This is a genomic window from Bacillus pumilus, assembly GCF_009937765.1.
GTDB lineage: Bacteria > Bacillota > Bacilli > Bacillales > Bacillaceae > Bacillus > Bacillus pumilus_O.
The window spans coordinates 3,600,054-3,626,867 of record NZ_CP047089.1 but is presented as its reverse complement, the minus strand read 5'-3'; the positions used below and the strand labels follow the sequence as shown (position 1 = coordinate 3,626,867).

The 26,814-nt window shown below is 40.8% G+C and carries 28 protein-coding genes and 1 pseudogene; 5 read left to right on the top strand and 24 right to left on the bottom strand.

Translation table 11 applies throughout. The annotated features are described in order from the left end of the window. Positions 1-79: 79 nt before the first annotated feature. Positions 80-1,006, top strand: a complete 927-nt coding sequence (locus GPS65_RS18265; protein ID WP_144457356.1) for a manganese-dependent inorganic pyrophosphatase — start codon at positions 80-82, stop codon at positions 1,004-1,006. A gap of 47 nt (positions 1,007-1,053) precedes the next feature. Here the strand turns inward: GPS65_RS18265 and rsiV are convergent, their stop codons facing one another. The 3 genes from rsiV to GPS65_RS18250 form a co-directional block, all read right to left on the bottom strand. After that, entirely contained in the window at positions 1,054-1,911 is an 858-nt protein-coding gene (rsiV, locus tag GPS65_RS18260) for an anti-sigma-V factor RsiV (protein ID WP_144457358.1), read from the bottom strand. Then, the gene (locus tag GPS65_RS18255; RefSeq protein WP_144457360.1) at positions 1,912-2,406 is read right to left on the bottom strand and encodes an RNA polymerase sigma factor SigV; all 495 of its coding nucleotides are present in this window, start codon (positions 2,404-2,406) and stop codon (positions 1,912-1,914) included. It abuts the gene before it with no gap. A 148-nt stretch (positions 2,407-2,554) separates the two neighbouring features. Then, positions 2,555-3,211: a hypothetical protein gene (locus tag GPS65_RS18250; protein ID WP_144474235.1), complete on the bottom strand. Its 657-nt coding sequence runs from the start codon at positions 3,209-3,211 to the stop codon at positions 2,555-2,557. A 195-nt stretch (positions 3,212-3,406) separates the two neighbouring features. On the opposite strand from GPS65_RS18250, the pseudogene katX reads away from it, so the two are divergent. Further along, positions 3,407-4,891 (top strand): annotated as a pseudogene (katX, locus tag GPS65_RS19910) (catalase KatX). 48 nt (positions 4,892-4,939) lie between these two features. On the opposite strand, the gene wrbA reads toward katX, so the two are convergent. The 10 genes from wrbA to GPS65_RS18195 form a co-directional block, all read right to left on the bottom strand. After that, entirely contained in the window at positions 4,940-5,554 is a 615-nt protein-coding gene (gene wrbA / locus GPS65_RS18240) for an NAD(P)H:quinone oxidoreductase (protein ID WP_186303743.1), read from the bottom strand. A gap of 72 nt (positions 5,555-5,626) precedes the next feature. Further along, positions 5,627-6,235 carry an alpha/beta hydrolase gene (locus tag GPS65_RS18235; protein ID WP_144474236.1) on the bottom strand — a complete coding sequence of 203 codons (609 nt, stop codon included), beginning with the start codon at positions 6,233-6,235 and terminating at the stop codon, positions 5,627-5,629. After that, complete coding sequence (locus GPS65_RS18230) at positions 6,232-7,224, bottom strand: ring-cleaving dioxygenase (protein ID WP_162900867.1); 993 nt, start codon at positions 7,222-7,224, stop codon at positions 6,232-6,234. Before GPS65_RS18230 ends, GPS65_RS18235 begins: the two co-directional genes overlap by 4 nt. Positions 7,225-7,393: 169 nt before the next feature. After that, complete coding sequence (locus GPS65_RS18225) at positions 7,394-8,911, bottom strand: ABC transporter permease/substrate-binding protein (RefSeq protein WP_119125662.1); 1,518 nt, start codon at positions 8,909-8,911, stop codon at positions 7,394-7,396. Continuing rightward, positions 8,904-9,869 (bottom strand): ABC transporter ATP-binding protein, encoded by a 966-nt coding sequence (locus GPS65_RS18220; RefSeq protein ID WP_012011908.1) that lies wholly within the window; start codon positions 9,867-9,869, stop codon positions 8,904-8,906. Before GPS65_RS18220 ends, GPS65_RS18225 begins: the two co-directional genes overlap by 8 nt. A 201-nt stretch (positions 9,870-10,070) precedes the next feature. Continuing rightward, entirely contained in the window at positions 10,071-10,310 is a 240-nt protein-coding gene (gene rpsR, locus GPS65_RS18215) for a 30S ribosomal protein S18 (RefSeq protein ID WP_008347556.1), read from the bottom strand. Positions 10,311-10,353: 43 nt separating this feature from the next. Continuing rightward, positions 10,354-10,899 carry a single-stranded DNA-binding protein SsbA gene (gene ssbA, locus GPS65_RS18210; RefSeq protein ID WP_003215157.1) on the bottom strand — a complete coding sequence of 182 codons (546 nt, stop codon included), beginning with the start codon at positions 10,897-10,899 and terminating at the stop codon, positions 10,354-10,356. 36 nt (positions 10,900-10,935) lie between these two features. Then, complete coding sequence (gene rpsF / locus GPS65_RS18205; RefSeq protein ID WP_003215073.1) at positions 10,936-11,223, bottom strand: 30S ribosomal protein S6; 288 nt, start codon at positions 11,221-11,223, stop codon at positions 10,936-10,938. Between the two features lie 108 nt (positions 11,224-11,331). After that, positions 11,332-12,432: a redox-regulated ATPase YchF gene (ychF, locus tag GPS65_RS18200; RefSeq protein ID WP_012011909.1), complete on the bottom strand. Its 1,101-nt coding sequence runs from the start codon at positions 12,430-12,432 to the stop codon at positions 11,332-11,334. A gap of 216 nt (positions 12,433-12,648) precedes the next feature. Next, positions 12,649-12,855 carry a DUF951 domain-containing protein gene (locus GPS65_RS18195; RefSeq protein ID WP_012011910.1) on the bottom strand — a complete coding sequence of 69 codons (207 nt, stop codon included), beginning with the start codon at positions 12,853-12,855 and terminating at the stop codon, positions 12,649-12,651. A 285-nt stretch (positions 12,856-13,140) separates the two neighbouring features. Here GPS65_RS18195 and GPS65_RS18190 point away from each other — a divergent pair, with 285 nt between their 5' ends. Next, positions 13,141-14,460 carry a phage hydrolase gene (locus tag GPS65_RS18190; protein ID WP_041816102.1) on the top strand — a complete coding sequence of 440 codons (1,320 nt, stop codon included), beginning with the start codon at positions 13,141-13,143 and terminating at the stop codon, positions 14,458-14,460. Between the two features lie 15 nt (positions 14,461-14,475). Further along, positions 14,476-14,886, top strand: a complete 411-nt coding sequence (locus GPS65_RS18185) for a hypothetical protein (protein WP_012011912.1) — start codon at positions 14,476-14,478, stop codon at positions 14,884-14,886. A 25-nt stretch (positions 14,887-14,911) separates the two neighbouring features. Here the strand turns inward: GPS65_RS18185 and GPS65_RS18180 are convergent, their stop codons facing one another. After that, on the bottom strand, positions 14,912-15,967 hold the full coding sequence (locus tag GPS65_RS18180; protein ID WP_081112347.1) for a YkvI family membrane protein: 1,056 nt from the start codon (positions 15,965-15,967) through the stop codon (positions 14,912-14,914). Between the two features lie 72 nt (positions 15,968-16,039). On the opposite strand from GPS65_RS18180, the gene yyaC reads away from it, so the two are divergent. Next, on the top strand, positions 16,040-16,666 hold the full coding sequence (gene yyaC / locus GPS65_RS18175) for a spore protease YyaC (protein ID WP_003215235.1): 627 nt from the start codon (positions 16,040-16,042) through the stop codon (positions 16,664-16,666). Between the two features lie 25 nt (positions 16,667-16,691). On the opposite strand, the gene GPS65_RS18170 is transcribed toward yyaC, so the two are convergent. The 10 genes from GPS65_RS18170 to rnpA all read right to left on the bottom strand — a co-directional run bounded on the left by GPS65_RS18170 (position 16,692) and on the right by rnpA (position 26,798). Then, positions 16,692-17,546 (bottom strand): ParB/RepB/Spo0J family partition protein, encoded by an 855-nt coding sequence (locus tag GPS65_RS18170; protein WP_041816105.1) that lies wholly within the window; start codon positions 17,544-17,546, stop codon positions 16,692-16,694. Then, positions 17,539-18,300 carry a sporulation initiation inhibitor protein Soj gene (gene soj / locus GPS65_RS18165; protein ID WP_034620351.1) on the bottom strand — a complete coding sequence of 254 codons (762 nt, stop codon included), beginning with the start codon at positions 18,298-18,300 and terminating at the stop codon, positions 17,539-17,541. Before soj ends, GPS65_RS18170 begins: the two co-directional genes overlap by 8 nt. A gap of 233 nt (positions 18,301-18,533) precedes the next feature. Continuing rightward, a complete protein-coding gene (locus GPS65_RS18160) occupies positions 18,534-19,358 on the bottom strand; it encodes a C40 family peptidase (protein ID WP_012011917.1) in 825 nt (274 codons plus the stop codon). A gap of 118 nt (positions 19,359-19,476) precedes the next feature. After that, complete coding sequence (noc, locus tag GPS65_RS18155) at positions 19,477-20,352, bottom strand: nucleoid occlusion protein (protein WP_012011918.1); 876 nt, start codon at positions 20,350-20,352, stop codon at positions 19,477-19,479. Positions 20,353-20,457: 105 nt separating this feature from the next. Then, a complete protein-coding gene (gene rsmG / locus GPS65_RS18150) occupies positions 20,458-21,177 on the bottom strand; it encodes a 16S rRNA (guanine(527)-N(7))-methyltransferase RsmG (protein ID WP_012011919.1) in 720 nt (239 codons plus the stop codon). 13 nt (positions 21,178-21,190) lie between these two features. Beyond that, complete coding sequence (gene mnmG, locus GPS65_RS18145) at positions 21,191-23,077, bottom strand: tRNA uridine-5-carboxymethylaminomethyl(34) synthesis enzyme MnmG (protein WP_012011920.1); 1,887 nt, start codon at positions 23,075-23,077, stop codon at positions 21,191-21,193. 17 nt (positions 23,078-23,094) lie between these two features. Continuing rightward, positions 23,095-24,474, bottom strand: coding sequence for a tRNA uridine-5-carboxymethylaminomethyl(34) synthesis GTPase MnmE (gene mnmE / locus GPS65_RS18140; RefSeq protein WP_012011921.1), 1,380 nt, complete (start codon positions 24,472-24,474; stop codon positions 23,095-23,097). Between the two features lie 403 nt (positions 24,475-24,877). Then, positions 24,878-25,501: an RNA-binding cell elongation regulator Jag/EloR gene (gene jag, locus GPS65_RS18135; RefSeq protein WP_012011922.1), complete on the bottom strand. Its 624-nt coding sequence runs from the start codon at positions 25,499-25,501 to the stop codon at positions 24,878-24,880. After that, a complete protein-coding gene (gene spoIIIJ / locus GPS65_RS18130; RefSeq protein ID WP_095117972.1) occupies positions 25,498-26,280 on the bottom strand; it encodes a YidC family membrane integrase SpoIIIJ in 783 nt (260 codons plus the stop codon). Before spoIIIJ ends, jag begins: the two co-directional genes overlap by 4 nt. Before the next feature lie 158 nt (positions 26,281-26,438). Further along, entirely contained in the window at positions 26,439-26,798 is a 360-nt protein-coding gene (gene rnpA, locus GPS65_RS18125) for a ribonuclease P protein component (RefSeq protein WP_003214983.1), read from the bottom strand. Between the last annotated feature and the right edge of the window lie 16 nt (positions 26,799-26,814).

Below are 26,814 nucleotides of genomic sequence, written 5' to 3'. Positions count from 1 at the left end.
TTAGCTATAAACCCTGAATTCAAGGACAAAAGCTGTTAGAATAGAAACATCATCAATAAATGTAAGAAGGAGAATTCACATGGGAAAAACACTCGTATTCGGACACAAAAATCCTGACACAGACACGATTTGCTCTGCTATCGCTTACGCTGATCTAAAAAATAAAATCGGCGTCGAAGCAGAAGCGGTCAGACTTGGAGAAATCAACGGAGAAACACAATTCGCATTAGACTTCTTTAAACAAGAAGCACCTCGTTTCATTGAAACGGCTGCAAATGAAACAAAGCAAGTCATTCTTGTCGATCATAACGAATTCCAACAAAGTGTAAGCGATATTGATCAAGTACAAGTGACTGAAGTCATTGACCATCACCGTATTGCCAACTTTGAAACAAGTGAACCTCTATACTATCGCGCTGAGCCTGTTGGCTGTACAGCAACAATCTTAAACAAAATGTACAAAGAGAACCAAGTGAAGATTGAAAAAGAAATCGCTGGTTTGCTTTTATCTGCAATCATTTCTGATTCCTTGCTATTCAAATCCCCAACATGCACACAGCAGGATATTGATGCTGCGCATGAGCTAGCTGAAATCGCAGGGGTAGATCCAGAAGTTTACGGCCTAGACATGCTAAAAGCTGGTGCTGACCTAAGCCAAAAAACGGTTCAAGAATTAATTACAATCGATGCAAAAGAATTCGAACTAGGCAATAGCAAAGTGGAAATTGCGCAAGTCAATACAGTAGATATCGCAGAAGTGACAGCAAGACAGACTGATATTGAAGCGAAAATCAATGAAGTCATCGCAGCGAAAGGTCTTGATCTATTCGTTCTAGTGATCACAGACATCCTAGAAAATGACTCTCTTGCACTTGCTCTCGGTGCAGAAGCGGCAAAAGTAGAAAAAGCATTTCATGTCACACTTGAAAACAACACTGCTTTACTAAAAGGTGTCGTATCAAGAAAGAAACAAGTTGTACCTGCACTGACAGACGCACTTTCATAATAAACATTAAAAGACTGCTGACAAGTTCAGCAGTCTTTTTTCTTCTTTTAATGAATGTACATATCGCTGACAAGAATATCCTTTAGCACACTTGTTGGAATCGTAAATTCAACTACGCCCATGTAACCAGGCGCCACATCATATTCATTAAAAGAAATCACCAGTTTGCCTTTTGAATTGATATAGAAACTTTGGTCTGGCTGAATCTTCTTAAACGGATCAACCGTATCTTGCTTGGTAATCCAGTAAATCTTATTTGAATCCTCTTTCATCTGTTTCTTCATTTGTTCTTTAATATTTTCACTAATCACATCAATATACCGATCATCTTTAAACAGACTTGGCAATGTAATGAGTACATGGTTTTTCTTATCGATCGTATCATATGTCATTTCCTCTGCCGCAGAAGCCTGAGTCGTTACCTTGTATCGACCTAGTGAAAGGATTTGGTCATTGTTTGTTTTCACTTCATATCCGCTCTCTACACTCAAATGACCATTTTTATAACCCTTTGTTTCCTTTTCGAAATCTTGATACAGCTTTTTGTTTTCAGCTAAATATTTTTGATTCAGGCTGTCTTGTAATTTTCCGTCCCCAAGCCCTGAAACGTGTGGTGTTTTAAGGTCAATATTCGTTCCTTGGTCGCTCTTTTTAAATTCAGTGAATGTCACAACTTTCACCAGCTCGCCAATGATCGGTACCTCTGAAATCGCTCTTGCCGCCTGTGGACTGACATTCACAGTCGTGACAAATAAAGCAGCCGCAGCAACAAGTCCGATCGTCCATTGCTGAAAATGAGTTTTTTTGTTTTTTCGTTTTAATGTTCGTTCAACCATAGCATCAAATTCCGGCGGAATAGGGATTTCTAAATATTCCTCTTTTAACTGTTCCAAATGCTTATCCATTTATAATTCCTCCTGCGATAATTCTACTTTTAAAAGCCGCAACGCCTTATATAATCTTGTTTTGATGGTGTTTTCGTTTTCTTCGAGAATGTGGGCGATGTCCTCTAGTTTTAAATCTTCAAAGAATCTCAAGATAATGATGACCCGGTACATGTCGGGTAAATCCTCTATGGCTCGTCTGACATCTTGATCTTCATAAACATCTGATTCACCCTGTGATAAGAACTCAAGCGTGTCATCATCTGTCACTTGCACCCGCTTCTTCTTTCGTAAAAAGTCTAGGGCAGCGTTCACCACGATTTTATAAAACCAGCTATGCATCTTGGTCGCATCCTCTAATCTGTGAACAGATTTGAGTGCTTTATGAATCGCCTCTTGAACGACATCCATCGCATCTTCTGGATTTTTGACATAACTATAGGACAATCGATAAAAACTGTGTTTATGCTCCATTACGTAATCAGCAAATTGATCCTCAATTTTTCGTTTCTTCATTTTGCAAAGAGCTCCTTTATCTTAAATGCGCATCGGTTATTTCTTACAATGGATAGACGCGCTCCTTTTAAAAATAGTTTGCACTTAATTATTTTTTATCATGTCATTCCATTTCCGTTTCTATACAAAAAGAGCGAACCAGGCAGGTTCACTCTTTCAAAGCAGATATTGTTTGATGGACATACTGTTTAAGTGGAGAAAGCGGATGAATGATCGGAACACCTGTCTCTTCTACCATCTGCTGTGCCGCATGAACCATCGATAACTGCATCACGCAAATGTCCCCATCTTCTTTCATACATCTTCTGAGCTGCTTTTTAATTTCCTCCTCATAAGCGTGCAAATCACCGTTTAGGCAAAGATGAAAGACACCCTCCATCACCATAACTTCTGCATCAATCTGTTTGCCGTGCTTTTTTGCATATGATTCAAGCCGCTCCATTGTCCCCTCCACTGTATCCGGGTTTGAAAACACAAGTTGAAGCGGCCCTTTTCTCTGACAAATCAGCTCAAATAAAGGTTCATCGATAGGAACAATTGGTTGTTTAAAGAGATGCTTTTGATCACCTAATGCGGCAATGTATTGTGTACACGTGAGCAGAATGATGTCAGCTTCATCTTCTTTCATCAGTTTGTTGATGGCATAGGCTTGTTGCTTGTGAGGATGAAAATCTGGATCTTGTGTGGCACGTTCTATAAATGATGAATCGACCGTGTGATGCAACTCAATATCTGGATCATCAAACACGTCTTCTATATAAGACTGATTAGACGGATGGGCATGAAGGCAGTGTAATCGAATCATCAGGTTCGCTCCTCGTGAAAGTTTTCAATCATTATATCAATCCTTGTATGAAATAGGGAGAAAGATGACCATATTGTTAGGGAGATATTGAAGGAGGGATTCGAATTGAAAGAAGATCAACACCCTAAATCATCTTCAGAGCCAGAAGACACTTTGACAAATCGGCAAGGTCACCCCGTAACAGACAATCAAAATATGAGAACCGTCGGAAATAGAGGCCCGACTACGCTTGAAAACTACGATTTCCTAGAAAAAATCAGTCATTTTGACCGCGAACGTATTCCTGAACGTGTCGTCCATGCACGCGGGGCGGGAGCTCACGGTTATTTTGAAGCCTATGGCACATTCGGTGATGAACCTATTTCTACTTATACAAGAGCGAAATTATTTCAGAAAAAAGGAAAAAAGACACCTGTTTTCGTCCGTTTTTCTTCTGTCTTCACGGCGGTCATTCTCCAGAAACATTGCGCGATCCGAGAGGGTTTGCGATTAAATTTTATACAGAAGAAGGCAACTGGGATCTCGTTGGAAACAACCTGAAAATTTTCTTTATCCGAGATGCTTTGAAATTTCCCGATTTGGTTCATGCGTTTAAGCCAGACCCTGTCACCAACCGTCAGGACGGCGAACGTATTTTTGACTTCGTCTCGCAATCTCCTGAAGCGACACATATGGTGACATTTCTCTTTTCACCATGGGGCATCCCAGCAACCTATCGGCACATGCAAGGCTCAGGTGTGCATGCCTACAAATGGGTGAACCATGAAGGAAAAGCGGTACTGGTCAAATATCACTTTGAACCGAAGCAAGGCATTCGCAACCTGACACAAGAACAGGCTCAAGCGATACAAGGCGAAAACTTTAATCACGCCACACAGGATTTATATGAAGCATCATCCTGAATGGGAGGTCTATGCGCAGATCATGGAAGATGATGCCCATCCTCACCTTGACTTTGACCCGCTTGATCCAACCAAGCTATGGTACAAGGATGACTATCCATGGAAGCCTATTGGACGAATGGTATTAAACAAAAATCCAGAAAATTATTTCGCAGAAGTTGAGCAAGTTGCCTTTGGGACTGGCGTTCTTGTAGACGGCTTGGATTTCTCAGATGATAAATTACTTCAAGGACGCACCTTCTCTTACTCTGACACGCAGCGATATCGAGTGGGACCGAACTATTTACAGCTGCCGATCAATGCCCCGAAAAAGCATGTCGCCACGAATCAAAGAGATGGGCAAATGGAATACCAGGTCGATCAAGGCAAAGGCCAAAACCCCCATGTAAATTATGAACCATCGATTCTCGGCGGACTAAAAGAAGCTAAGCAGGACGGGAAGGATCATACGCCTTTTGTAGAGGGTGACGTCAAACGGGAAGCCATTGACCGCCCAAACAACTTCGGACAAGCCGGAGAAACGTATCGCCGCTTCAATGATTGGGAACGTGAGGAATTGATTAAGAACTTAGTCAACACTCTTGCGACTTGTCAAAAGGACATTCAAGCGCAAATGATCGAAAACTTTACAAAGGCAGACCCTGACTACGGAAAGCGTGTCGCTGACGGCTTAAAGGCCTTCAAACAAGAACAGCCAAGCGGACCTATAGGCTCTACAGGCGCCGCTCAAGCCGTGGATGATGCGATTAACAACAGCACACCATCAGATCCTTATTAAATAAAAAAGAATGCAGCGCCTAGGCTGCATTCTTTTTGTATTCATTCATTAAGCGTTTTGACCCTTTTTGATCCATTCTGCTACATTGACCGTACGTTTTGCTTGATGTTTTGCAGCAGCTTCTGCATCCTCTTGGATCTTTCCGTTTTGGTCAACAGTGACACTCACGCCGTATGGGTTACCCCCTGCACCATACAATGAGTCATCTGTGTAACCAGGAGCGGCAATAATCGCTCCCCAGTGGAACATTGTTGTGTAAAGACTAAGAATGGTCTGCTCCTGCCCACCATTTGGGTTTTGTGCAGATGTCATTGCACTTACCGCTTTGTTTGCCAATTTCCCTTGGAACCATAGGCCACCAGTTGTGTCTAAAAATTGCTTCATTTGAGCCGGTAAGTTACCAAAACGTGTTGGCATGCTAAAGATGATGGCATCTGCCCACTCTAAATCACTTAATTGAACCTCTGGGATATCCTTTGTTTCGTCTAAATGTGCTTTCCATGCTGGATTTGATGCTACAACTGCTTCTGGTGCCAATTCAGCAACCTTTAATACTTTCACTTCGGCGCCAGCTTCTTTCGCTCCCGCCTCTGCCCATTTTGCCATCTGATAGTTTGTACCGGTTGAACTATAATAAATAACTGCTAATTTTACGTTTTCCATTTGTTCCATCTCCTTTTGTTTGGTTTGTCCAAAAAGCTTCTGTAAAAATCCCACCTATTTTCCCTACCTTCATTAAAATTGACGACGATACCATAATGCCGCAGCATCGACTTCTTCTCTCGTTAACTGATGTCCGCGGTTTTCCCAATGTAGTGTGACCGAAGCGCCTGCGCCTTGCAGCAATTGCTCGAGTTCTTGTGAATCCTCTGGTCGGCACATTGGGTCATTTTCACCAGCTGCGATAAAGACTTGTTTCCCCGCTAATGAAGGCAATGAAACACCGCGTCTTGGAACCATTGGATGATGCAGGATCGCTCCTTTTAACGCATCCTCGTAATGGAATAAAAGACTTCCTGCAATGTTCGCCCCATTGGAATATCCGAGAGCGACGACATTATGACGATCGAATCCATATTTATCTGCTGCGTCTCCGATAAATGTATACAGTTCCTCTGTCCGCTCAATTAAATCCTGCTCATCGAAAATACCCTCAGCTAAACGTCTGAAAAAGCGCGGCATACCGTTTTCCAACACATTTCCTCTCACACTAAGAACAGAAGCGTCAGCATCGACTAAATCGGCAAGCGGCAATAAATCTTCTTCTGTCCCGCCAGTACCATGCAGTAATAACAAAACAGGTCTTTGATCATTCTTTCCTTTACGAAAAAGATGTTTCATCATGCGTCTCCTTTCCCTTTCAACTCTCTCACTTCTATCGGTAGCACAATTTGTTCAATCTGACTGCGCTGCGCTTCATATTGTGGTGGAAGTTTCAATGCTTCACCCATAGTTTCCACTGATTCATCGTGTGCAAACCCTGGAGGATCAGTTGCAATTTCAAATAATATGCCGCCAAGCTCTCTAAAATAAATCGCATTGAAGTAATTTCGATCTTGCACAGGTGTCACTTGATACCCGCTTTGTGCAATATGTCTTTGCCAATCTAACTGATCCTGATCATCGGTCGCTCTCCATGCAATATGATGCACCACCCCAACACCCATACGTCCGCGTGCAACAGGTGTCTTGTTCACATCAATGACATTCCCTATCTCACCAAATGAACGGAATCTTACATAATCCTCTTCTGCTCCAACTCGTTCGAATCCCATTGTTTGTTCTAGCAGCTGCATCGTTTGCTCTGGCTGTGATGTTAATAAAACAGCTCCCCCAAACCCTTTTAGCGCTACATCTGGCGTAACTCCGTTAAATGTCCAATCATTTTGTTTTCCATCCGCACGTTCTACTAGCTCTATCAACAAGCCGTGTGGATCTTCAAATGAGAGAAAGGCTTCATCAAAGCGTTCAACCATTTCATAAGAAATATCAAACTGCTCAAGACGTTCCTTCCAGAAAGAGAAAGCGCCTGGTGGTACAACATATGTCGTCACCCCCACTTGACCCGCGCCAATTTGTCCCTTTTGAGCACCTGGCCAAGGGAAAAACGTAATAATCGTTCCCGGAGATCCTCCTTCATTTCCAAAATATAAATGGTAAGTACCTGGATCATCAAAATTCACGGTCTTCTTCACGAGACGAAGTCCTAAAACACCTGCATAAAAATCAACGTTCTCCTGAGGATGCCCTACAATTGCTGTGATATGGTGAATTCCTTCTGTTTTCTTCACTTCTAATGACCTCCTATCATGAAGTAACAAGCCTCTATTCATTATGTCTTGACTGCTGTCTTTATATTATCTCGAATTCGAGATATTAAATTAAAAAAATATATTTATCTCGAATTAAGGATATGATGTTTTTAAATAAAAGTCAACGATTTTTGTTTTTCCTTTTAAAAAAGCAGATCTGCTTTTACATAACAGACCTGCTCTTCCTTGATTAATGCAGTAATTTTTTCTTTTTTAAATAGGCTTTCGCTACCTGAAATGCATCCTTACCTTGCACATTCACTTCATAATTCATTTCTCTCATCTCATCGTCTGTAATTTGACCCCCGAGCTTATTGAGAGAGGTCTCAATCTCAGGGTACTCCGTTAATGTCTCTTGCCTTAACAGCGGTGCTCCTTGATATGGCGGGAAAACATGCTGATCATCATTAAGCACCTTTAACTTGTATTGCCTCAATTCACTGTCTGTCGAATAGGCATCGACTAAATTGATATCTCCTTTTTGAATCGCTCGATACCGAAGCTTCGGTTCCATCGTCACCACATCATCAAAGGAAAACTGATAGGTCTTTTGAATACCTCGATACCCATCCTGTCGATCAGAAAATTCTAAGGTAAATCCAGCCTTTATGCGATTCTTGATCTTGCCTAGATCTGAAATATTGGATACATCATATTGATCAGCCAACGACTGAGGCACGGCTAAAGCATACGTATTGTTGTAAGCCATCGGCTCAAGAAGGCGGAGCTGAAAGGATGATTCCAAACCGCGCCGCGCTTGCTCATACACTTTTTCTTTATCTGTGCTTTTCGCTGTTTGTTTGAGGAACTCAGAAATTACAGTACCCGTAAACTCAGGATAAATGTCAATATCACCAGACCGTAAAGCTTGAAAAACAAAAGACGTCTTGCCAAGACCAGGCTTAAGATTGACTTGAATATCCGTATCCTGTTCAATTAAAAGTTTATACATCGAGATTAGAATTTCAGGCTCTGATCCTAACTTTCCACCGATGGTGATTTCTTTTTTTTCTTGTTGAAACAATGATGGGCCCGCGACAATAGCTCCTGCAATCACAGCAAAAACCGTCACAGAGATCACAGTCTTTTTAAAAGAGATTCTCTCAAACGTGCGCAGTACCACATCAAATAAGAGTGCGAGTAAGGCAGCTGGTATAGCACCAATGACAATGAGTGCCATATCATTTCGGTCAATTCCTAACAAAATAAGGCTTCCTAATCCCCCAGCTCCAATCAGTGCGGCAAGAGTGGCAGTTCCCACGATGAGAACCATCCCGGTTCGGATACCTGCCATGATAACTGGCATAGCTAGAGGCAGCTCTACCTTTAATAATCGTTTGCGGTGATTCATTCCCATGGCAAGCGCCGCTTCTCTCAGCGAAGGATCGACCTCCTGAATGCCTGTATATGTATTCCTTAAAATCGGGAGGAGGGCATAAACGACAAGCGCAATAATCGCAGGCACTTGCCCAATCCCAACAAGAGGAATCAGCAAGCCAAGCAGCGCAAGAGACGGGATTGTTTGCAAGACCGCCGTCACCCCAATCACCCATTCTGCAAGCTTTGGCACCCTCGTTAAATAGATACCTAATGGAATGGCAATCAAAATGGCTAAAAATAAAGCAATAAGCGAAATTTGAATATGTTCAAGTAAAGCATGACCCAATTGTTCTTTTCGATCCAATAACACATTGATCCAGTCATTCATGTGATTCGCCCCTCTCTTTAGGAGAATCAGCTAAAAACTGAATCACCGCTTGACGATTCACTAGTCCAATTCGCTCCCCGTCCTTTTCCACAGCCAATTCCTCATGCTTTGCCAATTCGGATAAGACCTCATTCAGCGTGGCATGTGTTGTGATTGCTTCATAGCCTAAAAGAGACTCATGAGGCATTGGTCTAGCCATGGCCTCTAGCTCAAACGCTTGTTGTCCTACATGGCGAGTAGCACCTGAGACAAACTCTCGAACAAAAGCATTGACCGGGTGTTGAACCAATTTCTCAGGACGACCTATCTGCACCACTTTCCCTTCCTTCATGATACAAATCCGATCACCGAGTCTCATCGCCTCCTGCATATCATGCGTCACGAAGACAATGGTCTTTTGAATACGGCGCTGCAAATCAAGCAGATCATCCTGCAATTTCTCCCTCGTTAGTGGATCTAACGCACTAAAGGGTTCATCCATCAAGATAATCTCAGGATCAGCTGCAAGTGCACGTGCCACACCAACACGCTGCTGCTGTCCACCAGATAGCTCTGACGGCTTCCGATGCCGATACATAGCAGGATCAAGCCCAACCATCTGCATCAATTCCTCCACTCGCTTATTGATCTCGTGACGGCTCCATCGTTTGAGCTCTGGAACCACAGCAATATTTTCTTCAATGGTCATATGAGGAAAAAGAGCAATTTGCTGCAGAACATAACCAATATCCCATCGCAGCTCGTACATATCATAATCATTTATTTTTTGACCCTTTATGTAAATCTCACCTTCTGTAGAAGAAATGAGACGATTGATCATTTTCAATGACGTCGTTTTCCCGCTTCCACTAGGTCCAATGAAAACAAAGAACTCGCCCTTCTGAATCTCTAAATCAACCGATTCAACAGCATAACGCTCATCTGAAAATTGCATTGATACCTTCCTAAATTCAATCATCTTTCCACGCCCTGACTGCAATTATTTTCTTGACTACCAATATGACAGATCGACCCCATATTTGTATAGAACAAACTGTCTATTTTACATACTTCTCCTAGGATACCCGCCAAAATCAGCTCTAGCCAGTTCAAGTGAGATCTTCTTGAGACAATAAAAAAAAGCGGAGAGCTCGAGGCTCTCCGCTTTTAAGTCAACGACTTACTCACCAGTAACGTATGGAAGTAATGCCATTTGACGTGATTTTTTAATCGCTAATGTCAATTTACGTTGATACTTAGCGCTAGTTCCTGTTACACGACGAGGTAAAATTTTACCACGCTCAGAAACAAACTTTCTAAGAAGATCAACATCTTTGTAATCGATGTGCGTGATACCGTTAGAAGTAAAGAAACATACTTTACGACGTTTCGCACGACCGCCTCTGCGTCCACCTGCCATTTGTTTTCACACCTTTCCTTTAGTCATTGTTTTTTCAGATCAATTAGAATGGCAAATCATCATCGGAGATGTCAATCGGTTTACCGTCATTCGCAAATGGGTCATCATTGAAGCTATTTCCCTGATTACGATTTTGTTGGTTGCTTTGATTGCCATATGGATTTTGACTTGGTTCATTTCCAAATGGATTCTGATCGTTTTGGCTACCGCCATAATACTGGCCTCCGCTATTGCCACCGCCGCTGTATCCACCTGAACCAGCACCGCCGCTCTTAGGCTCAAGAAATTGAACACTCTCAGCTTGAACCTCTGTCACGAAGACACGCTGTCCTTGCTGATTTTCATAGTTTCTTGTCTGCAAACGACCGTCTACACCGGCAAGACTTCCTTTTTTCAAGAAATTAGCCACATTCTCGGCTTGTCTTCTCCAAGTAACACAGTTAATGAAATCGGCTTCACGCTCTCCAGATTGATTCGTAAACGTACGATTCACAGCTAGAGTAAACGTGGCTACAGCCGCACCATTAGGCGTGTAGCGAAGCTCAGGGTCTTTTGTTAGTCTTCCGACCAATACAACACGGTTTAGCATATTGAAAGACCACCTTTAAATATATATTTCAATGATTTATACTTCTTCTTTAACAACAATGTGGCGAATGATATCGTCACTGATCTTAGCTAAGCGGTCAAATTCTTGAACTGCTGCAGCGTCAGATTGAACATTTACGATTTGGTAGAAGCCTTCACGGAAATCGTTGATTTCGTATGCAAGACGACGTTTACCCCAATCCTTTGTTCCAGTGATCTCCGCACCGTTAGAAGTTAACACGTTATTGAAACGCTCGATAACTGCTTTTTTAGCCTCATCGTCAACTGTTGGGCGGATGATGTACATAACTTCGTACTTTCTCATCTGATTGCACCTCCTTTTGGTCTAAGCGGCCCTAAACGGGCAAGGAGCAATAAATTATATTACTCACAATTGTATATTATAACAAATTACTTGGCCTATGACAAGAACCTATACATTAAAACGGAAATGAATAACGTCTCCATCTTTCACTACATATTCTTTACCTTCTAGACGGACTTTTCCAGCCTCTTTTGCAGCAGACATGCTCCCGCCAGCAAGTAAATCTTCATATGCAACCGTTTCAGCACGAATGAACCCACGCTCAAAGTCTGTATGAATGATTCCAGCACATTCCGGCGCCTTCATTCCCTTTTTAAACGTCCAAGCGCGTACTTCCTGCTCACCTGCTGTGAAATAAGTAGCTAAACCAAGAAGTGAATAAGATGCTTGAATCAGCTGATCTAGACCTGACTCTTTAATGCCAAGCTCTTCAAGGAACATCTGTTTCTCTTCCCCTTCAAGCTCTGCAATTTCAGACTCGATCTTCGCACATACGACGATGACTTCAGCATTTTCACCGGAAGCAAACTCACGGATTTGCTGCACATACTCGTTGCCGTCATGATCTGCTACTTCGTCCTCACTCACATTTGCTACATAAAGAACTGGTTTAGATGTGAGTAAATGAAGCTGTTTCACAAGTTTCTGTTGCTCCTCTGTAAATTCTACAGATCTTGCCGATTTCCCAGCTTCAAATGCATGCATTAGCTTCGACAAAATATCAAATTCAGCTACCGCTTCCTTATCCTTTTGTTTTGCAAGCTTACTCACACGAGCCAAACGTTTTTCAACTGTTTCTAAATCAGCCAAAATCAACTCTAAATTAATGGTTTCGATATCTGACACAGGGTCAACCTTACCTGATACGTGCGTGATGTTATCATCAGCAAAAGCTCTCACCACGTGACAGATTGCATCTACTTGACGAATGTGCGAAAGGAATTTATTCCCTAAACCTTCACCTTTTGAAGCCCCTTTGACAATACCGGCAATATCAGTGAATTCAAAAGCAGTCGGAACTGTCTTTTTCGGCTGCACCAATTCTGTTAGTTTTTGCAAACGCTCGTCTGGAACTTCTACAATTCCGACGTTTGGATCAATGGTACAAAACGGATAGTTAGCAGACTCCGCTCCAGCCTGTGTAATTGCATTAAATAGCGTTGACTTCCCGACGTTAGGTAAGCCAACAATACCAGCTGTTAAAGCCATTCTTTCATCTCCTCTATATCAAACGTGCTCGTTATACTGCGTAATATGAACCTAGAGCAATTATAAGTAGGTTTACATGAAAAGACAAGCTAACCGTTACGCATTATCAATAGAAGAAACATTGCCAAAAAGAATAAATCAATCCTTTAAAACGGGAATTTGCATCTAATTCTTCTATACAAAAGACAAATTTCATCAAAAAAGCATGAGGCCTACTTAAGCAGTTGGCTCCTCATGCTTGACGAGAATTTTCTTCATTTTTCGTTCAAAGTCTCTTCTGGGAATCATGACGCTATGCCCGCAGCCTTCACATTTAATGCGAATATCCATGCCCAATCGAATCACTTTCCACCGATTGACACCACATGGATGGGGTTTCTTCATTTCAACGACGTCATGTAACCCAAACGCTTTGTCTGCCATCAGCTTACACCTCTCTTGCTCACTTCATTGAATCTATTGTACAAAAAAACGACGATGAAGAGCAATGCACAAAGCAAAGACCCTTTTTCTCCTATTCTTGTTTATAGAAAAAACCCTTCTTTTAGATCATTTTATTTGTGACCAATAGTTACTTAAACTCCGCTTTTTTTCAATATTGTCACAAACACTGTAGGCCAAAAGGTTTTTCTTGGTAGAACGCTGTGGTTTTTCCATATTTTTTGATTTATGATATCTGCATAAATGTTATGTGAGGGAGCAGGTACGATGGTCAATCGAAAGGATAGATTAACTGATAAAGAATATAAAATCATATCCGATCATGCTGGAAACATAGATCATTACCAGCAGCACCATACGATAGAAATAGGTCAACAAACGCTCACTGTCCATGATTTTCTCAAGGTCGATCATCAATTATATGGTTTAACGATGCAGCCGGAGAAAGCAGATGAGTTCATCGTCGCTTTTCACTGTCCAATGCCAAATCAAATGCCGGTGACCTCGCCACAAGATGTACACACCGCGGCACAGTCATTGCTTAAAACAGATTATGCCTATCCCATTCAAAGGAAGTCCCTTGATAGCAATCAAGATCATGTCTTTTATAAAGGGAAGGAGTACATAGAGCAAATCAGTCAGAAGCACCCCAATGCAGGTATTTATCTCACTGGACAAGCCCTTGCCGGTGCTGTTTGTGCTTATGTTGCAACAGAACAACCAGCTGTCAAAAAAGCCATCACCTTTGATAGCCCCAATATTTGGAGCAGTCTGGCGCCTTCGATTCAGGAGAAAGCGCAGCAAGGTGATTATACACGGGTCTTGACTGAATATATTCAACCTAGTCATTATGTAGGTTTACTCAATCGTCATGATCATGGAGTTGGTCAAGTTAAGTACACCGTACCGCCACAGCGACAAGGCGCCGTCCAAGAATCGGTTAAATATAAACAAAGAGAAATTGACACCTTTTTAAAATCAGCTTTTGCGTCTATGAATATAGAATGGAACGAATCCTTTGATACAAATGCTTTTTTAGCTCTAATTTCTGGGAGCTTAAAAGAAAATGGATATTCATTCCACAAAGATGGATCTGCCCGGATTTTAGATGAACAACTTGATCATAATACAAGTTTTACAGCCATGCTGTTGCAAGAAATCCATTCTGGACGTGCATATGCACAAAGCGGTCTAGAAATTATCATAAAATCCCATTTACTGAAAAATTCATCCTACGATCTCCAAAGTGTGATTGATCATGAAGTACACACTATATTTGATAAAATTGATGGGATCGATGAAAGTGTAAAAGACGCCGTCCAGCATGTAAAACAAGAGCTCAAAGGACTCGTCGGCTTTGGTCACTATGATTTATTAAGTCCAAGTGATGTGGAAGCACTAGTAGAAGAAGTGAGGATGGAACAACCTCATTCCTCCTTTTATTCACATGAAAAACAACTGAATGCCCTGTATACCTTGAGAGATTACGAACAAGAACTTTCTACCCTTTCAAGACATATGTACACAATGGGTGATGATTACGCCAAGGCAGATAGGCGCCTTGCGATGCAAATGGGTATTCATTAAGAAAGGAGTCGCCGCATGATCAATCAAAATAAACCTCCTAGTGACGCCCAGCGTTTCTTGCAAAATGTGAGTGCCCGCCGCTCCATGTCTGTATTTGAAAATCAATCAGCACCACAAACACAAACGCAGTCCCCAGAAGAGATAGCCGCCATTCAGGCCATACGAAGAGAAGGACAGCGAAAGGATCTAAAACGGCTGCTCAAAATGCGACTGCATGACGAATTAGCAAACACTCGCGTGCACTTGGAGTATCAATTGTCTAAAACAGAAGACATGATCAACCAGACGACCATTGTCAAACAACACATCTCTCAGCACTTAAAAGGACAAGCCATTTCAGAACTAGAAGAACGCCTTCAGCGTCTTAAGCAAATGCCAGTCTATGATGATATCAAAGAAGCCATTGATTCTATTCGTATAAAATAAGCACAGCTCTGCCAAAGAGAGGTGCTTATTTTATTTTATCAATATAATTTTTAGGGTGAGAAAATATCTTTTTACTTAAAATCGGATATAGCATTAAACAGACAAGCAAATACAGATTCAGCAAGCTATATATTGGATACAAGAAAGCAATCAAATCGGCAAACCCAAGAGATGTCAAAGGCGCCATTAAAAGAAGCATTATGAGCACCACCAACCATCGAGGCAATGGTACAAAAGAGAGCATTCGGCTGGATAAACCAAATAAACCTGCCGCTGTCGTCGTATAAATGGCTAGACAAAGGACAACGGTCATAAAAACAAACAATGATGTTGGCGCTCCTTCTAATACTGTAAACAAGGGAATGCCTTCTGCTGATAGGCTCCCAGAAATATCAACCAGTATTTCGTTATACACGTACGAGATAACCCCAAAAATCAGACCACTTAATATACTCGCCACTTTTGCCTCTCCAAGTCCCTTCATTTCTTTCCCAACCGAAGACAGCACTGCGACCACAGATAATATATTCAAAGAAGCAAAGACAATACTGGCAGGCCAATTGTACTGCTGTCCAAAATCAATCCGCCACATATGATCATGGTTCATATAATAAAAAACAAACGCATAGATGAGCCCCGCCACCAAAATTGGTATAATGAAAGCATTCACAGATAAGAGCCCTTTCACATCCCAGAAAAAAATCATAAATGAAAATAGACAAAAGGCACCGATACCCACCCAAAATGGCACATGATACATCTCTAGCGTCACCCCACCACCGGCAATCATGACTGTCGTTGTCGTGAATAAATAAAGGACAATTAAAACGTCATACACTTTAGCCAGCCATGGACCGACAAGCCGCTCTAGCACTGGCACAAAGTGATCGGCACGTACCTCATAACTAATTTTTAACACCACATAGGTAGACAGCATGAACATCAATGTAAACAGTAGAATGGCTAGTCCACTATCAATGCCAAAAAACTGCCAAATTTCTTGGCCGGAAGCATACCCCGCTCCTATTAAGCTTCCTAAAATTAAAAGCGTCCACCTTGAACCAGCCTTCCACACAATCATCACCTCATAGGTATAGAATTAAGCTTGTTTCCGTATACTGTTACTAACTACTATGACAAGGAAGTGAGACCTATGAATAGCAAGAACGGTCTTTTTTTTAGAAATAGGGTGAAAGAATACGTGTCCCATACGGATACAAACGCCATTCAACAGCTTAAAAGTATTTTATTCTCGCATCTTCAGAAAGCAGGAAAAAGACCCGTTGCCATCGTTTGTATTGGAACAGACCGCTCAACTGGCGACTCTCTAGGTCCACTTGTTGGTACAAAGCTTTCAGGTCTTGATTTGAAAAAGCTTCATGTATATGGAACGCTCTCTGACCCAGTTCATGCGGTTAATTTAAAAGAAAAGCTTGCTGAAATTGAACAAGCTCATAAACATCCATTTATTGTAGCAATTGATGCCTGTTTAGGAAGAGTGAAAAGTGTAGGCTCCTTCCAAATTGGCGATGGACCGTTAAAGCCTGGAGCGGGTGTACAAAAAGAGCTGCCAGAGGTAGGAGATATTCATATTAATGGGATCGTCAATGTGAGCGGCTTTATGGAATACTTCGTTCTCCAAAACACACGCCTTCATCTTGTCATGTCTATGGCCAATACACTTTCTGAAAGTCTATCTCATATTGATCAAATGGATTGGACAAGAGAAAAAAGTCGTTCTCTCTTTGCTCCTATTCAAAATATCACTGGGAGAATATAAAAAAGACCATCTCGTATCAAGATGGTCACTCTGATGATTCTCTCGTAGAAAGCAATTCGAGGATTCTTTCTAAATCTTCGTTGGAGAGAAATTCAATCTCTATTTTTCCTTTTTTCTTCTGTTTCTTGATCGACACTGAAGTGCCAAAGTAGTTTTGTAAGAAAGACTCTCTTTCTTTCAACACTCGATCCTTTGGTGCTTCTTTTTTCTTTGTTTCACGTGGAACATTTTCGTTTAACTGCTGAACAAGTTTCTCAACCTGACGTACGTTTAATCCCTCGTCCACGATTTTCTTTACCAATGGCGCCAGCTTATTTTTGTTTTTCAAGCTAAGCAAGGTTCTTCCATGTCCCATCGATAACGTACCATCTGCAATCAGCTTTTGTACTTCATCCGGTAAAGTCAAAAGGCGGAGATGATTCGCAATATGCGGTCTGCTCTTCCCTAATCGCTTCGCTAATTCTTCTTGCGTCACACTTAGGTGATCTAGCAAGGAAGCATAGGCTTCCGCTTCTTCTAATGGAGATAAATCCTCTCGTTGCAAGTTTTCTAAAAGGGCAATTTCTCTCATCAGCGTTTCTGAAAATTCTCGGACGATCGCAGGAATCGTTGTCAGACCAGCTTGTTGAGCTGCACGGAAACGACGTTCACCTGCTACAATGTCATATCCTTTAATCGATTTGCGGACAATGATCGGCTGTAACACACCATGCTGCTGAATAGATTCTTTCAGATCAGACAATGCATCTTCATCAAACGTTTTCCTTGGCTGATATGGGTTCGGACGCAAATCCTTTATTTTGATTTCTTCAACCGTTTCTTCATTTGAATCTACAGTGTTAAATAGTGCATTAATACCCTTTCCAAGACCTTTAGCCATTCGCATCCACTTCCTTTGCTAAGTCTAAATAGACATCTGCACCTCTTGAACGTGGATCATACAAGATAATCGGTTTCCCATGACTAGGCGCTTCACTCAGTCTTACATTTCGCGGAATCACGGTCTGATAGACCTTATCTCTGAAGTATTTCTTCACTTCTTCGATGACTTGAATCCCAAGATTTGTTCGTGCATCAAGCATTGTCAGCAATACACCTTCAATGGCAAGATCCGTATTTAAATGTTTCTGCACGAGACGAACAGTGTTTAATAATTGGCTCAATCCTTCAAGCGCATAATATTCACACTGTACCGGAATTAAAACGGAATCGGATGCGGTTAACGCATTAATCGTCAGTAATCCGAGTGATGGCGGGCAGTCAATAATCATATAATCATAATTTTGCTTAACAGACTCAAGTGCTCTCTTCAATCTCACTTCTCGTGAAATCGTAGGCACAAGCTCTATTTCAGCCCCTGCAAGTTGTATCGTCGCAGGAATGACATCGAGATTTTCGACCTCTGTCGTCTTAATCACATCAAGAACATCTGCATCATCAACTAAAATATCGTACACGCACTTTTCTACGTCGGCCTTCTCAATCCCAATACCACTCGTGGCATTACCCTGCGGATCAATATCAACTAACAACACTCGTTTACCTATGTATGCTAAACACGCACTCAAATTAACAGAAGTTGTCGTCTTCCCGACGCCGCCCTTCTGGTTGGTAATCGCTATGATTTTTCCCACGATGACACCCACTTTCAACTTAACAAGTTTCTCATTCATTCATACTTCCTATTCTATCAAAAAAAGTATGAAACGTTTGCTTTTTTTGTTTCTCCATTATATATTCGTCAGCAAATCTCTATTTTCGCACATGAAAAAACGAATTTAAACACAGTAAAAAATATATCAATATAACTATTGAAGAAAAAATCAATATGAAAAACCCTCACTTGCATCAAAAGTGAGGGCATCTATCAAAATTGTAATCCACCGATTGTTCGGCCTTCGTTCACAATGATCTTAGGGATCACCGTTTTGTAGCTTCTCTTTTTTAAGAATCCATAGGGTGTCTTAATGGTAAATGTCGCATGACCTACAGCATCGCCTGTTTTGGCATAGGCCTGCCACACAATCTTTGAACAATAGGTCGGATCCAGTGATTGAATGGACATAGTGATGGAGTATCGAGCAGTTGGATGAGCTTTCACATAATCACGCGCCCATTCCCCTGCCAGGTCTGCTGTTTCCTTTTGATTAATCCGAATGACCTTTGTGTTGGCATTATAGCGAAACCAGTTAAGAATGGAATCAAGCTGAGGATGCTGTCGAAACCCGGGAATAGAAGCAAAACTTTCCTCATTAATGACGATACCTGCATGTCCAACGATACCCTTCACAGCATCAGTGTTTGTCACCAAGATATCCCCTTTTTTAGGCATAATATTGGTACCAGGATACGGCCTTCCTAAAAGGTGCTTGATGGTGTGAGGCTTTTCATCCGTCACAAACTCATCCTGCTTGTTTTGTTGTAAGCCATAATCTTTCAAATGATCGCCAGCTGAAATCAAGTCAATAGTGTCGTCCTGAGACTCATGTTCATGATTTAATTGATCTAACGTGATCTCTTTTGAAACAACACCTTGTTTCTTCAGAACGTTCAGTTCTTTTTTGGTCAGCGGGCTTTCATCTGGAGCAATCGTTGGCGAGTTCACAGCAAATATGGTTGTTTCATTTGTAAAAAGAGAAAAAGAAAACAGTAAATAACAAATAATAACAAGATTCATCTTTTTCATTTTCATCGAGTTATGTCACCTCCTTCCCTCTATGAAAATCATATTCTACCAATTTATGAATAATAAGTAAATATAATGTAGAATCAATAAAAAAAGCTGACGAGTGGCTCTCATCAGCTTTTTTCTATTTAGGAATCCGAATTGTTAATTGGATATATTCCTCAAATTCTTCTTCCTCGGTATTTATTTTAAGCCCGCTGTCTTCTACCATATGGAGAGACTGACGAATGGTATTCATCGCAATTCGTGTATCACGACTAAACGCCTTACGTTTTGGCCTCGGTTTGCGATCTGTTTTTTGTTCAAGCATTTTCACTACACGCTCTTCAGTCTGTTTTACATTCAGCTGCTTTTCGATGATTTCCTGCAAGAGTGCGATTTGTAATTCTGGAAGCTTTAGGGGTACAAGTGAACGTGCATGCCTTTCAGAGATTTTTTTCTCTAAAATGGCTTGTTGTACCTCTTCAGGCAACTTTAAAAGTCTAAGTTTGTTTGCAACAGTAGATTGTCCCTTACCTAAACGCTGAGCAAGCGCTTCCTGTGTTAAATCATGAAGCTCTAAAAGACGTGCATAGGCATGAGCCTCTTCAATAGCAGACAGCTCTTCTCTTTGCAAATTTTCAATCAATGCGACAGATGCCGTTTCCGTATCAGTAAAATCTTTTATAATAGCGGGGATTTTCTCCCATTGAAGAGTCTGTACCGCTCTCCATCGTCTTTCACCGGCGATCAGTTCATATTTTCCTTCTTCTTCTGTCGGTCTGACGACAATAGGTTGAATAATGCCATGGGTATGAATCGTCGTGGCCAGCTCATGTATCTTTTCTTCTGAAAAAATGGTGCGTGGCTGAAAACGGTTTGGCATAATTGTGTCAACCGGGAGCTCCTGTATCTCTTCCTTTAATGTATCATGCTCAGCAATCTCTGCCTCTATTTCGGTTTCACGCTCAGGATGTTCTTTGTCACCAAGCCCGAAGAAGCGTGAGAGTGAATGCTTCATGAACCTACACCACCTTTAAAAACTACCTTTTTATAATTCTATTTTCTCATGTTTTTTCCTTCTGTAAAATCTTAAATATTGAAGAAAAACCGACCTTTTACATGATCAACCTTCTATTGGTGATTTATTAGGTGTTCCTGGTTTTCTAGGATATTTTTTTGGTGTTTGCTTTTTCTTTTCAATGACAATAATGTTTCGTTCGCTTTCTTCTAAAGGAAGAACAAAGGAATGCTTTTCAACAACCTCTCCTCCGAGGACAGTAACGGCTTTTTTCCCTGCTTGCATTTCTTCATCAGCAGCAGATGCTTTTAATGCCACAAACAGCCCTTCCTTTTTTACAAGGGGGAGACATAGTTCGCTCAAGACAGATAGACGCGCAACTGCTCTAGCAGTGACAAGATCATAGCTTTCACGCTTTTCCTTACGTTGTCCAAACGTCTCCGCACGATCATGATAAAAAGTAGTATCTTGTAAGTTTAACCCTTTTGCTAACTCATTAAGAAACGTAATTCGTTTCTGAAGAGAATCAACAATGGTCACATGTAGATGAGGGAAGCAAATTTTAAGAGGAATGCTCGGGAAACCAGCACCAGCTCCAATATCGCAAATCGTCGTCACTTTGTGAAAATCAATGAAAAATGATGCGGAAATGGAATCATAAAAATGCTTTAAATACACTTCTTCCTTTTCAGTAATGGACGTCAAATTCATTTTCTCGTTCCATTCTACAAGCATGCGGAAGTAAGTTTCAAATTGTTCAAGCTGCACAGGAGAAAGAGTGATCCCTTTCTCCTCTAGTGCTGCTGTAAATTGTTCAATGTTCATGCCGACATCCTTTCTATTCTGCTATCTTCGCAATACGTCCCTGCTCTAAATATACTAAAAGGATAGAAATATCAGCAGGGTTAACGCCTGAAATACGAGAAGCCTGTGCAACAGAAAGCGGTCGGACTTCTTTCAACTTTTGTTTCGCTTCAGTTGCAATTCCTTTGATGGCATCATAATCAATACGATCAGGAATCTTTTTATTCTCCATCTTTTTCAGCTTTTCAACTTGTTGGAGTGACTTTTCGATATAACCTTCGTATTTAATTTGAATCTCTACCTGCTCACACACATCAGAAGGAAGCGGAGTTTCAGCAGGAGCTAATCTCACAACTGATTCATAGTTCATTTCTGGACGCTTCATCAAATCACTAGCACGAATACCGTCCTTCAGCTCACTTCCACCAAGTGAACGAATAAACTCTTGTGTCTCAGCTGTAGGTTTGATGATGACTGAATATAAACGTTTTTTCTCTGCTTCAATGGCTTCTTTTTTCTGCTGGAATGCTTGGAATCTTTCTTGAGATATTAATCCAATATGATAGCCAAGTTCAGTTAATCTTAAATCCGCATTGTCATGACGAAGAAGCAAACGATACTCTGCACGGGATGTTAAAAGACGGTAAGGTTCATTTGTTCCCTTTGTGACAAGATCATCAATGAGAACACCGATATATGCATCAGATCGGCTTAAAATGACTTCTTCTTTACCCAATGCTTTTCTTCCTGCATTAATACCTGCCATAATTCCTTGACCTGCTGCTTCCTCATAGCCAGACGTACCATTAATTTGGCCAGCTGTATATAATCCAGAAATTTTCTTCGTCTCGAGTGTAGGCCACAACTGAGTAGGCACAATTGCATCATACTCAATGGCATAACCCGCTCTCATCATTTGTACATTCTCGAGTCCTGGGATGGTTGAAAGCATGCGCTGCTGTACATCCTCCGGAAGACTTGTAGACAATCCTTGAACATAAACTTCCTGCGTATTACGACCTTCTGGCTCTAAGAAAATTTGATGTCTCGGTTTGTCATTGAAACGAACCACTTTGTCTTCAATGGAAGGGCAGTATCTAGGACCAGTTCCTTTAATCATACCTGAATACATTGGAGAACGGTGAAGATTCTCATCAATAATTTGATGTGTTTCTAAACTTGTATATGTTAACCAGCATGGGAGTTGGTCTGTAATATATTCAACCGTTTCATAGGAAAACGCCCGCGGAACGTCATCACCTGGTTGAATTTCTGTTTTACTATAGTCAATCGAGTGACTATTCACTCGAGGAGGTGTTCCTGTTTTAAAGCGAACCAAATCGAATCCTAAATCTGCTAGGTGATCCGATAATTTGATAGATGGCTGCTGGTTATTAGGACCACTTGAATACGATAGATCCCCTAAAATAATGCGACCTTTTAAGAAAGTTCCCGTCGTTAATACAACAGACTTCGCACGATAGTTTGCCCCTGTTTGTGTAACAACACCTTTACATTCATCATCTTTTACAATTAAATGATCCACCATACCTTGCAGCATTGTCAGGTTCGGTTCATTTTCCATTGTTTTTTTCATTTCATGCTGATATTGGAACTTGTCTGCTTGCGCTCTTAAAGCACGAACAGCAGGTCCTTTCCCCGTATTCAACATGCGCATTTGAATATGCGTCTTATCTATATTTCGTGCCATTTCTCCGCCCAGTGCATCAATTTCTCTAACGACAATCCCTTTTGCAGGACCGCCTACGGACGGATTACATGGCATAAAAGCAACCATATCGAGGTTGATAGTCAATACAAGTGTTTTAGCGCCCTGTCTTGCAGAAGCAAGAGCAGCCTCAACCCCAGCATGACCGGCACCCACGACGATGACGTCATAATTGCCAGCTTCATAACCCATTTCTTATGTTCCTCCCTTTACTTTCCTAAACAGAATTGAGAGAATAACTGATCAATCAAGCTTTCATGAACAGCATCTCCTATAATTTCACCGAGCTGTTCCCAGCAGCGTGTTAAATCTATTTGAACAATGTCGATTGGTACATCCATTTCAATTCCTTCAAGTGCATCTTCAATTGATTGTTTTGCTGCCTGAAGAAGAGCAATATGCCTTGTATTACTTACATACGTTAAATCTCCACTTTCAATTGATCCAGTGAAGAACAGTGATTGAATTGCCATTTCAAGCTCATCAATGCCCTTTTCTTGTAATAATGATGTAGTGACCACCGGACGATCCTTTGCTAACTGCTTGACCTTTTCTACATCAAGCTTAGGCTCAAGGTCTGTCTTATTCACAATCACGATGATATCCATACCTGAGACAGCCTCAAAAAGTTTAATATCTTCTTCCGATAATTCTTCGCTATAATTGAGCACAAGTAAAATCAGGTCAGCTTCTTTTAAGACCTGTCTAGATCGTTCAACCCCTATACGCTCAACAATGTCCTCTGTCTCACGTATACCCGCAGTATCGACTAGACGGAGAGGTACGCCTCGTACATTCACATATTCCTCAATAACGTCTCTCGTAGTTCCAGGAATATCTGTGACAATGGCCTTTGTTTCCTGTACAAGGCTATTCAACAAGGAAGACTTTCCAACATTTGGCCTTCCTATAATGACAGTGGATAAGCCCTCTCGAAGAATTTTCCCTTGGTGAGAAGTCGAGAGTAGCGACTCAATTTCTTTTTTGACCGATGTCGCTTTTTCCACTAAGACGCGATGTGTCATTTCTTCAACATCGTCATACTCAGGGTAGTCAATATTGACTTCAATATGCGCCAATGTTTCTAGGATCTCGCCGCGCAGTCGCTGAACCAAACCGGAGAGACGTCCCTCCATTTGAGTGATCGCTACATTCATCGCCCGATCCGTCTTTGCCCGAATCAAGTCCATGACAGCCTCTGCTTGCGATAGATCTATTCTTCCATTTAAGAAAGCACGCTTTGTGAACTCACCTGGCTCCGCTAATCTTGCTCCTTCTCTTAAAGCAAGCTGCAATACTTTATTGACCGTTACAATTCCGCCATGGCAGTTAATCTCAATAACGTCTTCTCTCGTAAATGTTTTTGGCGCTCGAAGTACTGACACCATGACCTCTTCTATTACTTGATCAGTTCTTGCATCCACAATATGACCATAATGGATGGTATGAGAATCCACTGATACAAGTTTTTTCTCCTTAGGTCCTTTATACATCCTATCAGCGATCTGCACCGCTTCAGGCCCACTTAAACGAATAATCGCGATTGCTCCTTCACCCATCGGTGTCGAAATGGCTGCAATTGTATCCATCGCTCAATCACCTCTTTCTCTACTTTAATAGACAGTCTTTTATCTATTAAATGGACGTTGTCCATCTCTATATCAAAAACGCTTAATCCAAAATTTAAAGATACCATAAATGAAAGCGAAGTGAAAGTATCCTCTATCCAATTATCCACAGCTTTGCATCCTATCTATTTTAACACTTAACTTATCCACATGTGAATAACGACGTTCTAAACTTATCTTCACATCTTACACCGAAACCCGATAAATTTAAACGCCCCGATGCCTTTGTTTACTTGTAAAAATGGCATTTTCGACTCAACTTACACCCTAACTTTTTAGAAATAAAGGATGAATCTTCTATAGATACACAATTTTTCAATAAAAAAAGACTAAAATCCAGCTTTGCTGAATTCTAGTCTTTCTGTTATTTTTTATACAGCACCACTACATGACGCTTACTACCTGTATCTTCCGATGCCGTTGCTAGTTCTTTAGAAAAAGTAGCGATCGTATCATGAATTACTTTTCGTTCGTTCGAAGGCATTGGTTCTAAGTGAACTTTTCTCTTCGTTTTTAAAACTTTGTTTGCCGTCTTGACGGCATATTGTTCAAGTGCTTCTTGTCGCTTCTTCCTATAATCTCCAATATCAATGGTAATATGATGATACTGATCAGAATAGCGATTAAACACTAACTGTACCAAAGTTTCTAAAGAGTACAAAGTTTGTCCTCTTTTTCCAATCATTAATGACGTTTTATCTCCATCAATATGGAAAGAAATCTTTTTCGGCTCCTGTTTGGAAACAATCTTCGCTTTAGGATCAATGGATTTAACAATATTATCTAAATATTGTGTAGCTAATTTAAGAGCATTTCTCTTTTCTACCAATTTGACTACAGCTTGTCTTTTACCAAATAATCCTAAAAACCCTTTATTTCCTTCATCCACAATTGTGATGTCTACTTCTTCTTTTAGAAGCTGAATTTGTTTAAGTCCGGAATCTACTGCTTCTTCGATTGTGCGACCGACAGCAGTTATTTCCTTCATTTTTTATTCCCGCCAGCTTTTTCTTTTGTATCTAATTTTACTTGAGGAGTTTTAATCACTAATGTTTGGATGATCATGAAAATGTTACCTACAACCCAGTACAATGAAAGTGCTGCTGGGAAACTAATAGCAAATACAATGATCATAATCGGCATAACCCATAACATGATCGCCATTTGAGGGTTGTCCGAAGGATTTCCAGCCATCATCAGTTTTTGCTGAATGAAAGTAGCTACCCCCGCAATGATCGGTAATAGGAATAATGGATCTGGACTGCCTAAGTCAAACCATAAGAAAGTATGCTTTTTAATTTCAGCTGTTCTCATAATCGCATGATAGAATCCGATTAGGATTGGCATCTGAATTAAAATCGGGAAACATCCGGCTAATGGATTGACGCCATTTTTTTGGAAAAGAGCCATTGTTTCCTGCTGAAGCTGCTGCTGAGTTTTTTGATCTTTAGAGCTATATTTTTCACGAAGCTTTTTCAGTTCAGGCTGCAATGCTTGCATTGCTTTTGTACTTCTTAACTGCTTAATCATTAATGGTAAAATGAGCAAGCGGATTAACAGTGTCACAATAATGATCGCAACTCCGTAGTTTTCACCAGTCAAATTTGCCATGTACGTGATTAATTGAGATAGCGGGTAAACAATATAAGAGTTCCAGAATCCCTTACTATCTGATGTGATTGGTTCATTAATTTGTGTACATCCTGCCAATAGAACCAATGCGCCAATCAAGCTAAATATTAGTAATAATCGCCTTTTCAACAAGATTCCTCCCATTACTTCAAACTATATTTAAGTTGGAAATGATTACGAAAGTGACTCACCTAATCAGTATGGTAACATTTTTTCATTACAAAGTGGTGGTTTCATTTTAATTCACTAGATGAAGGAAGCGCTTTTAAAAATTGATTCAACGAAAGTTTCTATTACGAAGACTTTTTCGGTTGTTGTTGATAAACAGCGGATTTTCTAAATAAATGTTGGAGAGACTTCTTTGTTTCTTCAAAGGTCAATTCACTTGCTGGTTTTCTCGCAATGACAATGTAGTCTTTTTCTTGCTTTAACTTATGACCTTCCTCTAAAAACACCTGACGGATCAGTCGTTTAATTCGATTTCTCATCACTGCATTACCAATCTTCTTACTCACAGACAATCCTAAACGCAGTTCATCTTGATTTGGTTGATCCAGCTGGTAAATAACGAATTGACGATTCGCCATTGATTGACCTTTTTTAAACACTTTTTGAAACTCTTCATTTTTTTTTAGCCTGTTTCGCTTCTTCATGTTTTCTTCCACTCCG

Excerpts from the sequence above, each read along its gene's own strand:
- GPS65_RS18265 (WP_144457356.1), top strand. The coding sequence starts at position 80 with ATGGGAAAAACACTCGTATTCGGACACAAAAATCCTGACACAGACACG.
- rsiV (WP_144457358.1), bottom strand. The coding sequence starts at position 1,911 with ATGGATAAGCATTTGGAACAGTTAAAAGAGGAATATTTAGAAATCCCT.
- GPS65_RS18255 (WP_144457360.1), bottom strand. The coding sequence starts at position 2,406 with ATGAAGAAACGAAAAATTGAGGATCAATTTGCTGATTACGTAATGGAG.
- GPS65_RS18250 (WP_144474235.1), bottom strand. The coding sequence starts at position 3,211 with ATGATTCGATTACACTGCCTTCATGCCCATCCGTCTAATCAGTCTTAT.
- wrbA (WP_186303743.1), bottom strand. The coding sequence starts at position 5,554 with ATGGAAAACGTAAAATTAGCAGTTATTTATTATAGTTCAACCGGTACA.
- GPS65_RS18235 (WP_144474236.1), bottom strand. The coding sequence starts at position 6,235 with ATGATGAAACATCTTTTTCGTAAAGGAAAGAATGATCAAAGACCTGTT.
- GPS65_RS18230 (WP_162900867.1), bottom strand. The coding sequence starts at position 7,224 with ATGAATAGAGGCTTGTTACTTCATGATAGGAGGTCATTAGAAGTGAAG.
- GPS65_RS18225 (WP_119125662.1), bottom strand. The coding sequence starts at position 8,911 with ATGAATGACTGGATCAATGTGTTATTGGATCGAAAAGAACAATTGGGT.
- GPS65_RS18220 (WP_012011908.1), bottom strand. The coding sequence starts at position 9,869 with ATGATTGAATTTAGGAAGGTATCAATGCAATTTTCAGATGAGCGTTAT.
- rpsR (WP_008347556.1), bottom strand. The coding sequence starts at position 10,310 with ATGGCAGGTGGACGCAGAGGCGGTCGTGCGAAACGTCGTAAAGTATGT.
- ssbA (WP_003215157.1), bottom strand. The coding sequence starts at position 10,899 with ATGCTAAACCGTGTTGTATTGGTCGGAAGACTAACAAAAGACCCTGAG.
- rpsF (WP_003215073.1), bottom strand. The coding sequence starts at position 11,223 with ATGAGAAAGTACGAAGTTATGTACATCATCCGCCCAACAGTTGACGAT.
- ychF (WP_012011909.1), bottom strand. The coding sequence starts at position 12,432 with ATGGCTTTAACAGCTGGTATTGTTGGCTTACCTAACGTCGGGAAGTCA.
- GPS65_RS18195 (WP_012011910.1), bottom strand. The coding sequence starts at position 12,855 with ATGGCAGACAAAGCGTTTGGGTTACATGACGTCGTTGAAATGAAGAAA.
- GPS65_RS18190 (WP_041816102.1), top strand. The coding sequence starts at position 13,141 with ATGGTCAATCGAAAGGATAGATTAACTGATAAAGAATATAAAATCATA.
- GPS65_RS18185 (WP_012011912.1), top strand. The coding sequence starts at position 14,476 with ATGATCAATCAAAATAAACCTCCTAGTGACGCCCAGCGTTTCTTGCAA.
- GPS65_RS18180 (WP_081112347.1), bottom strand. The coding sequence starts at position 15,967 with ATGATTGTGTGGAAGGCTGGTTCAAGGTGGACGCTTTTAATTTTAGGA.
- yyaC (WP_003215235.1), top strand. The coding sequence starts at position 16,040 with ATGAATAGCAAGAACGGTCTTTTTTTTAGAAATAGGGTGAAAGAATAC.
- GPS65_RS18170 (WP_041816105.1), bottom strand. The coding sequence starts at position 17,546 with ATGGCTAAAGGTCTTGGAAAGGGTATTAATGCACTATTTAACACTGTA.
- GPS65_RS18160 (WP_012011917.1), bottom strand. The coding sequence starts at position 19,358 with ATGAAAATGAAAAAGATGAATCTTGTTATTATTTGTTATTTACTGTTT.
- noc (WP_012011918.1), bottom strand. The coding sequence starts at position 20,352 with ATGAAGCATTCACTCTCACGCTTCTTCGGGCTTGGTGACAAAGAACAT.
- rsmG (WP_012011919.1), bottom strand. The coding sequence starts at position 21,177 with ATGAACATTGAACAATTTACAGCAGCACTAGAGGAGAAAGGGATCACT.
- mnmG (WP_012011920.1), bottom strand. The coding sequence starts at position 23,077 with ATGGGTTATGAAGCTGGCAATTATGACGTCATCGTCGTGGGTGCCGGT.
- mnmE (WP_012011921.1), bottom strand. The coding sequence starts at position 24,474 with ATGGATACAATTGCAGCCATTTCGACACCGATGGGTGAAGGAGCAATC.
- jag (WP_012011922.1), bottom strand. The coding sequence starts at position 25,501 with ATGAAGGAAATAACTGCTGTCGGTCGCACAATCGAAGAAGCAGTAGAT.
- rnpA (WP_003214983.1), bottom strand. The coding sequence starts at position 26,798 with ATGAAGAAGCGAAACAGGCTAAAAAAAAATGAAGAGTTTCAAAAAGTG.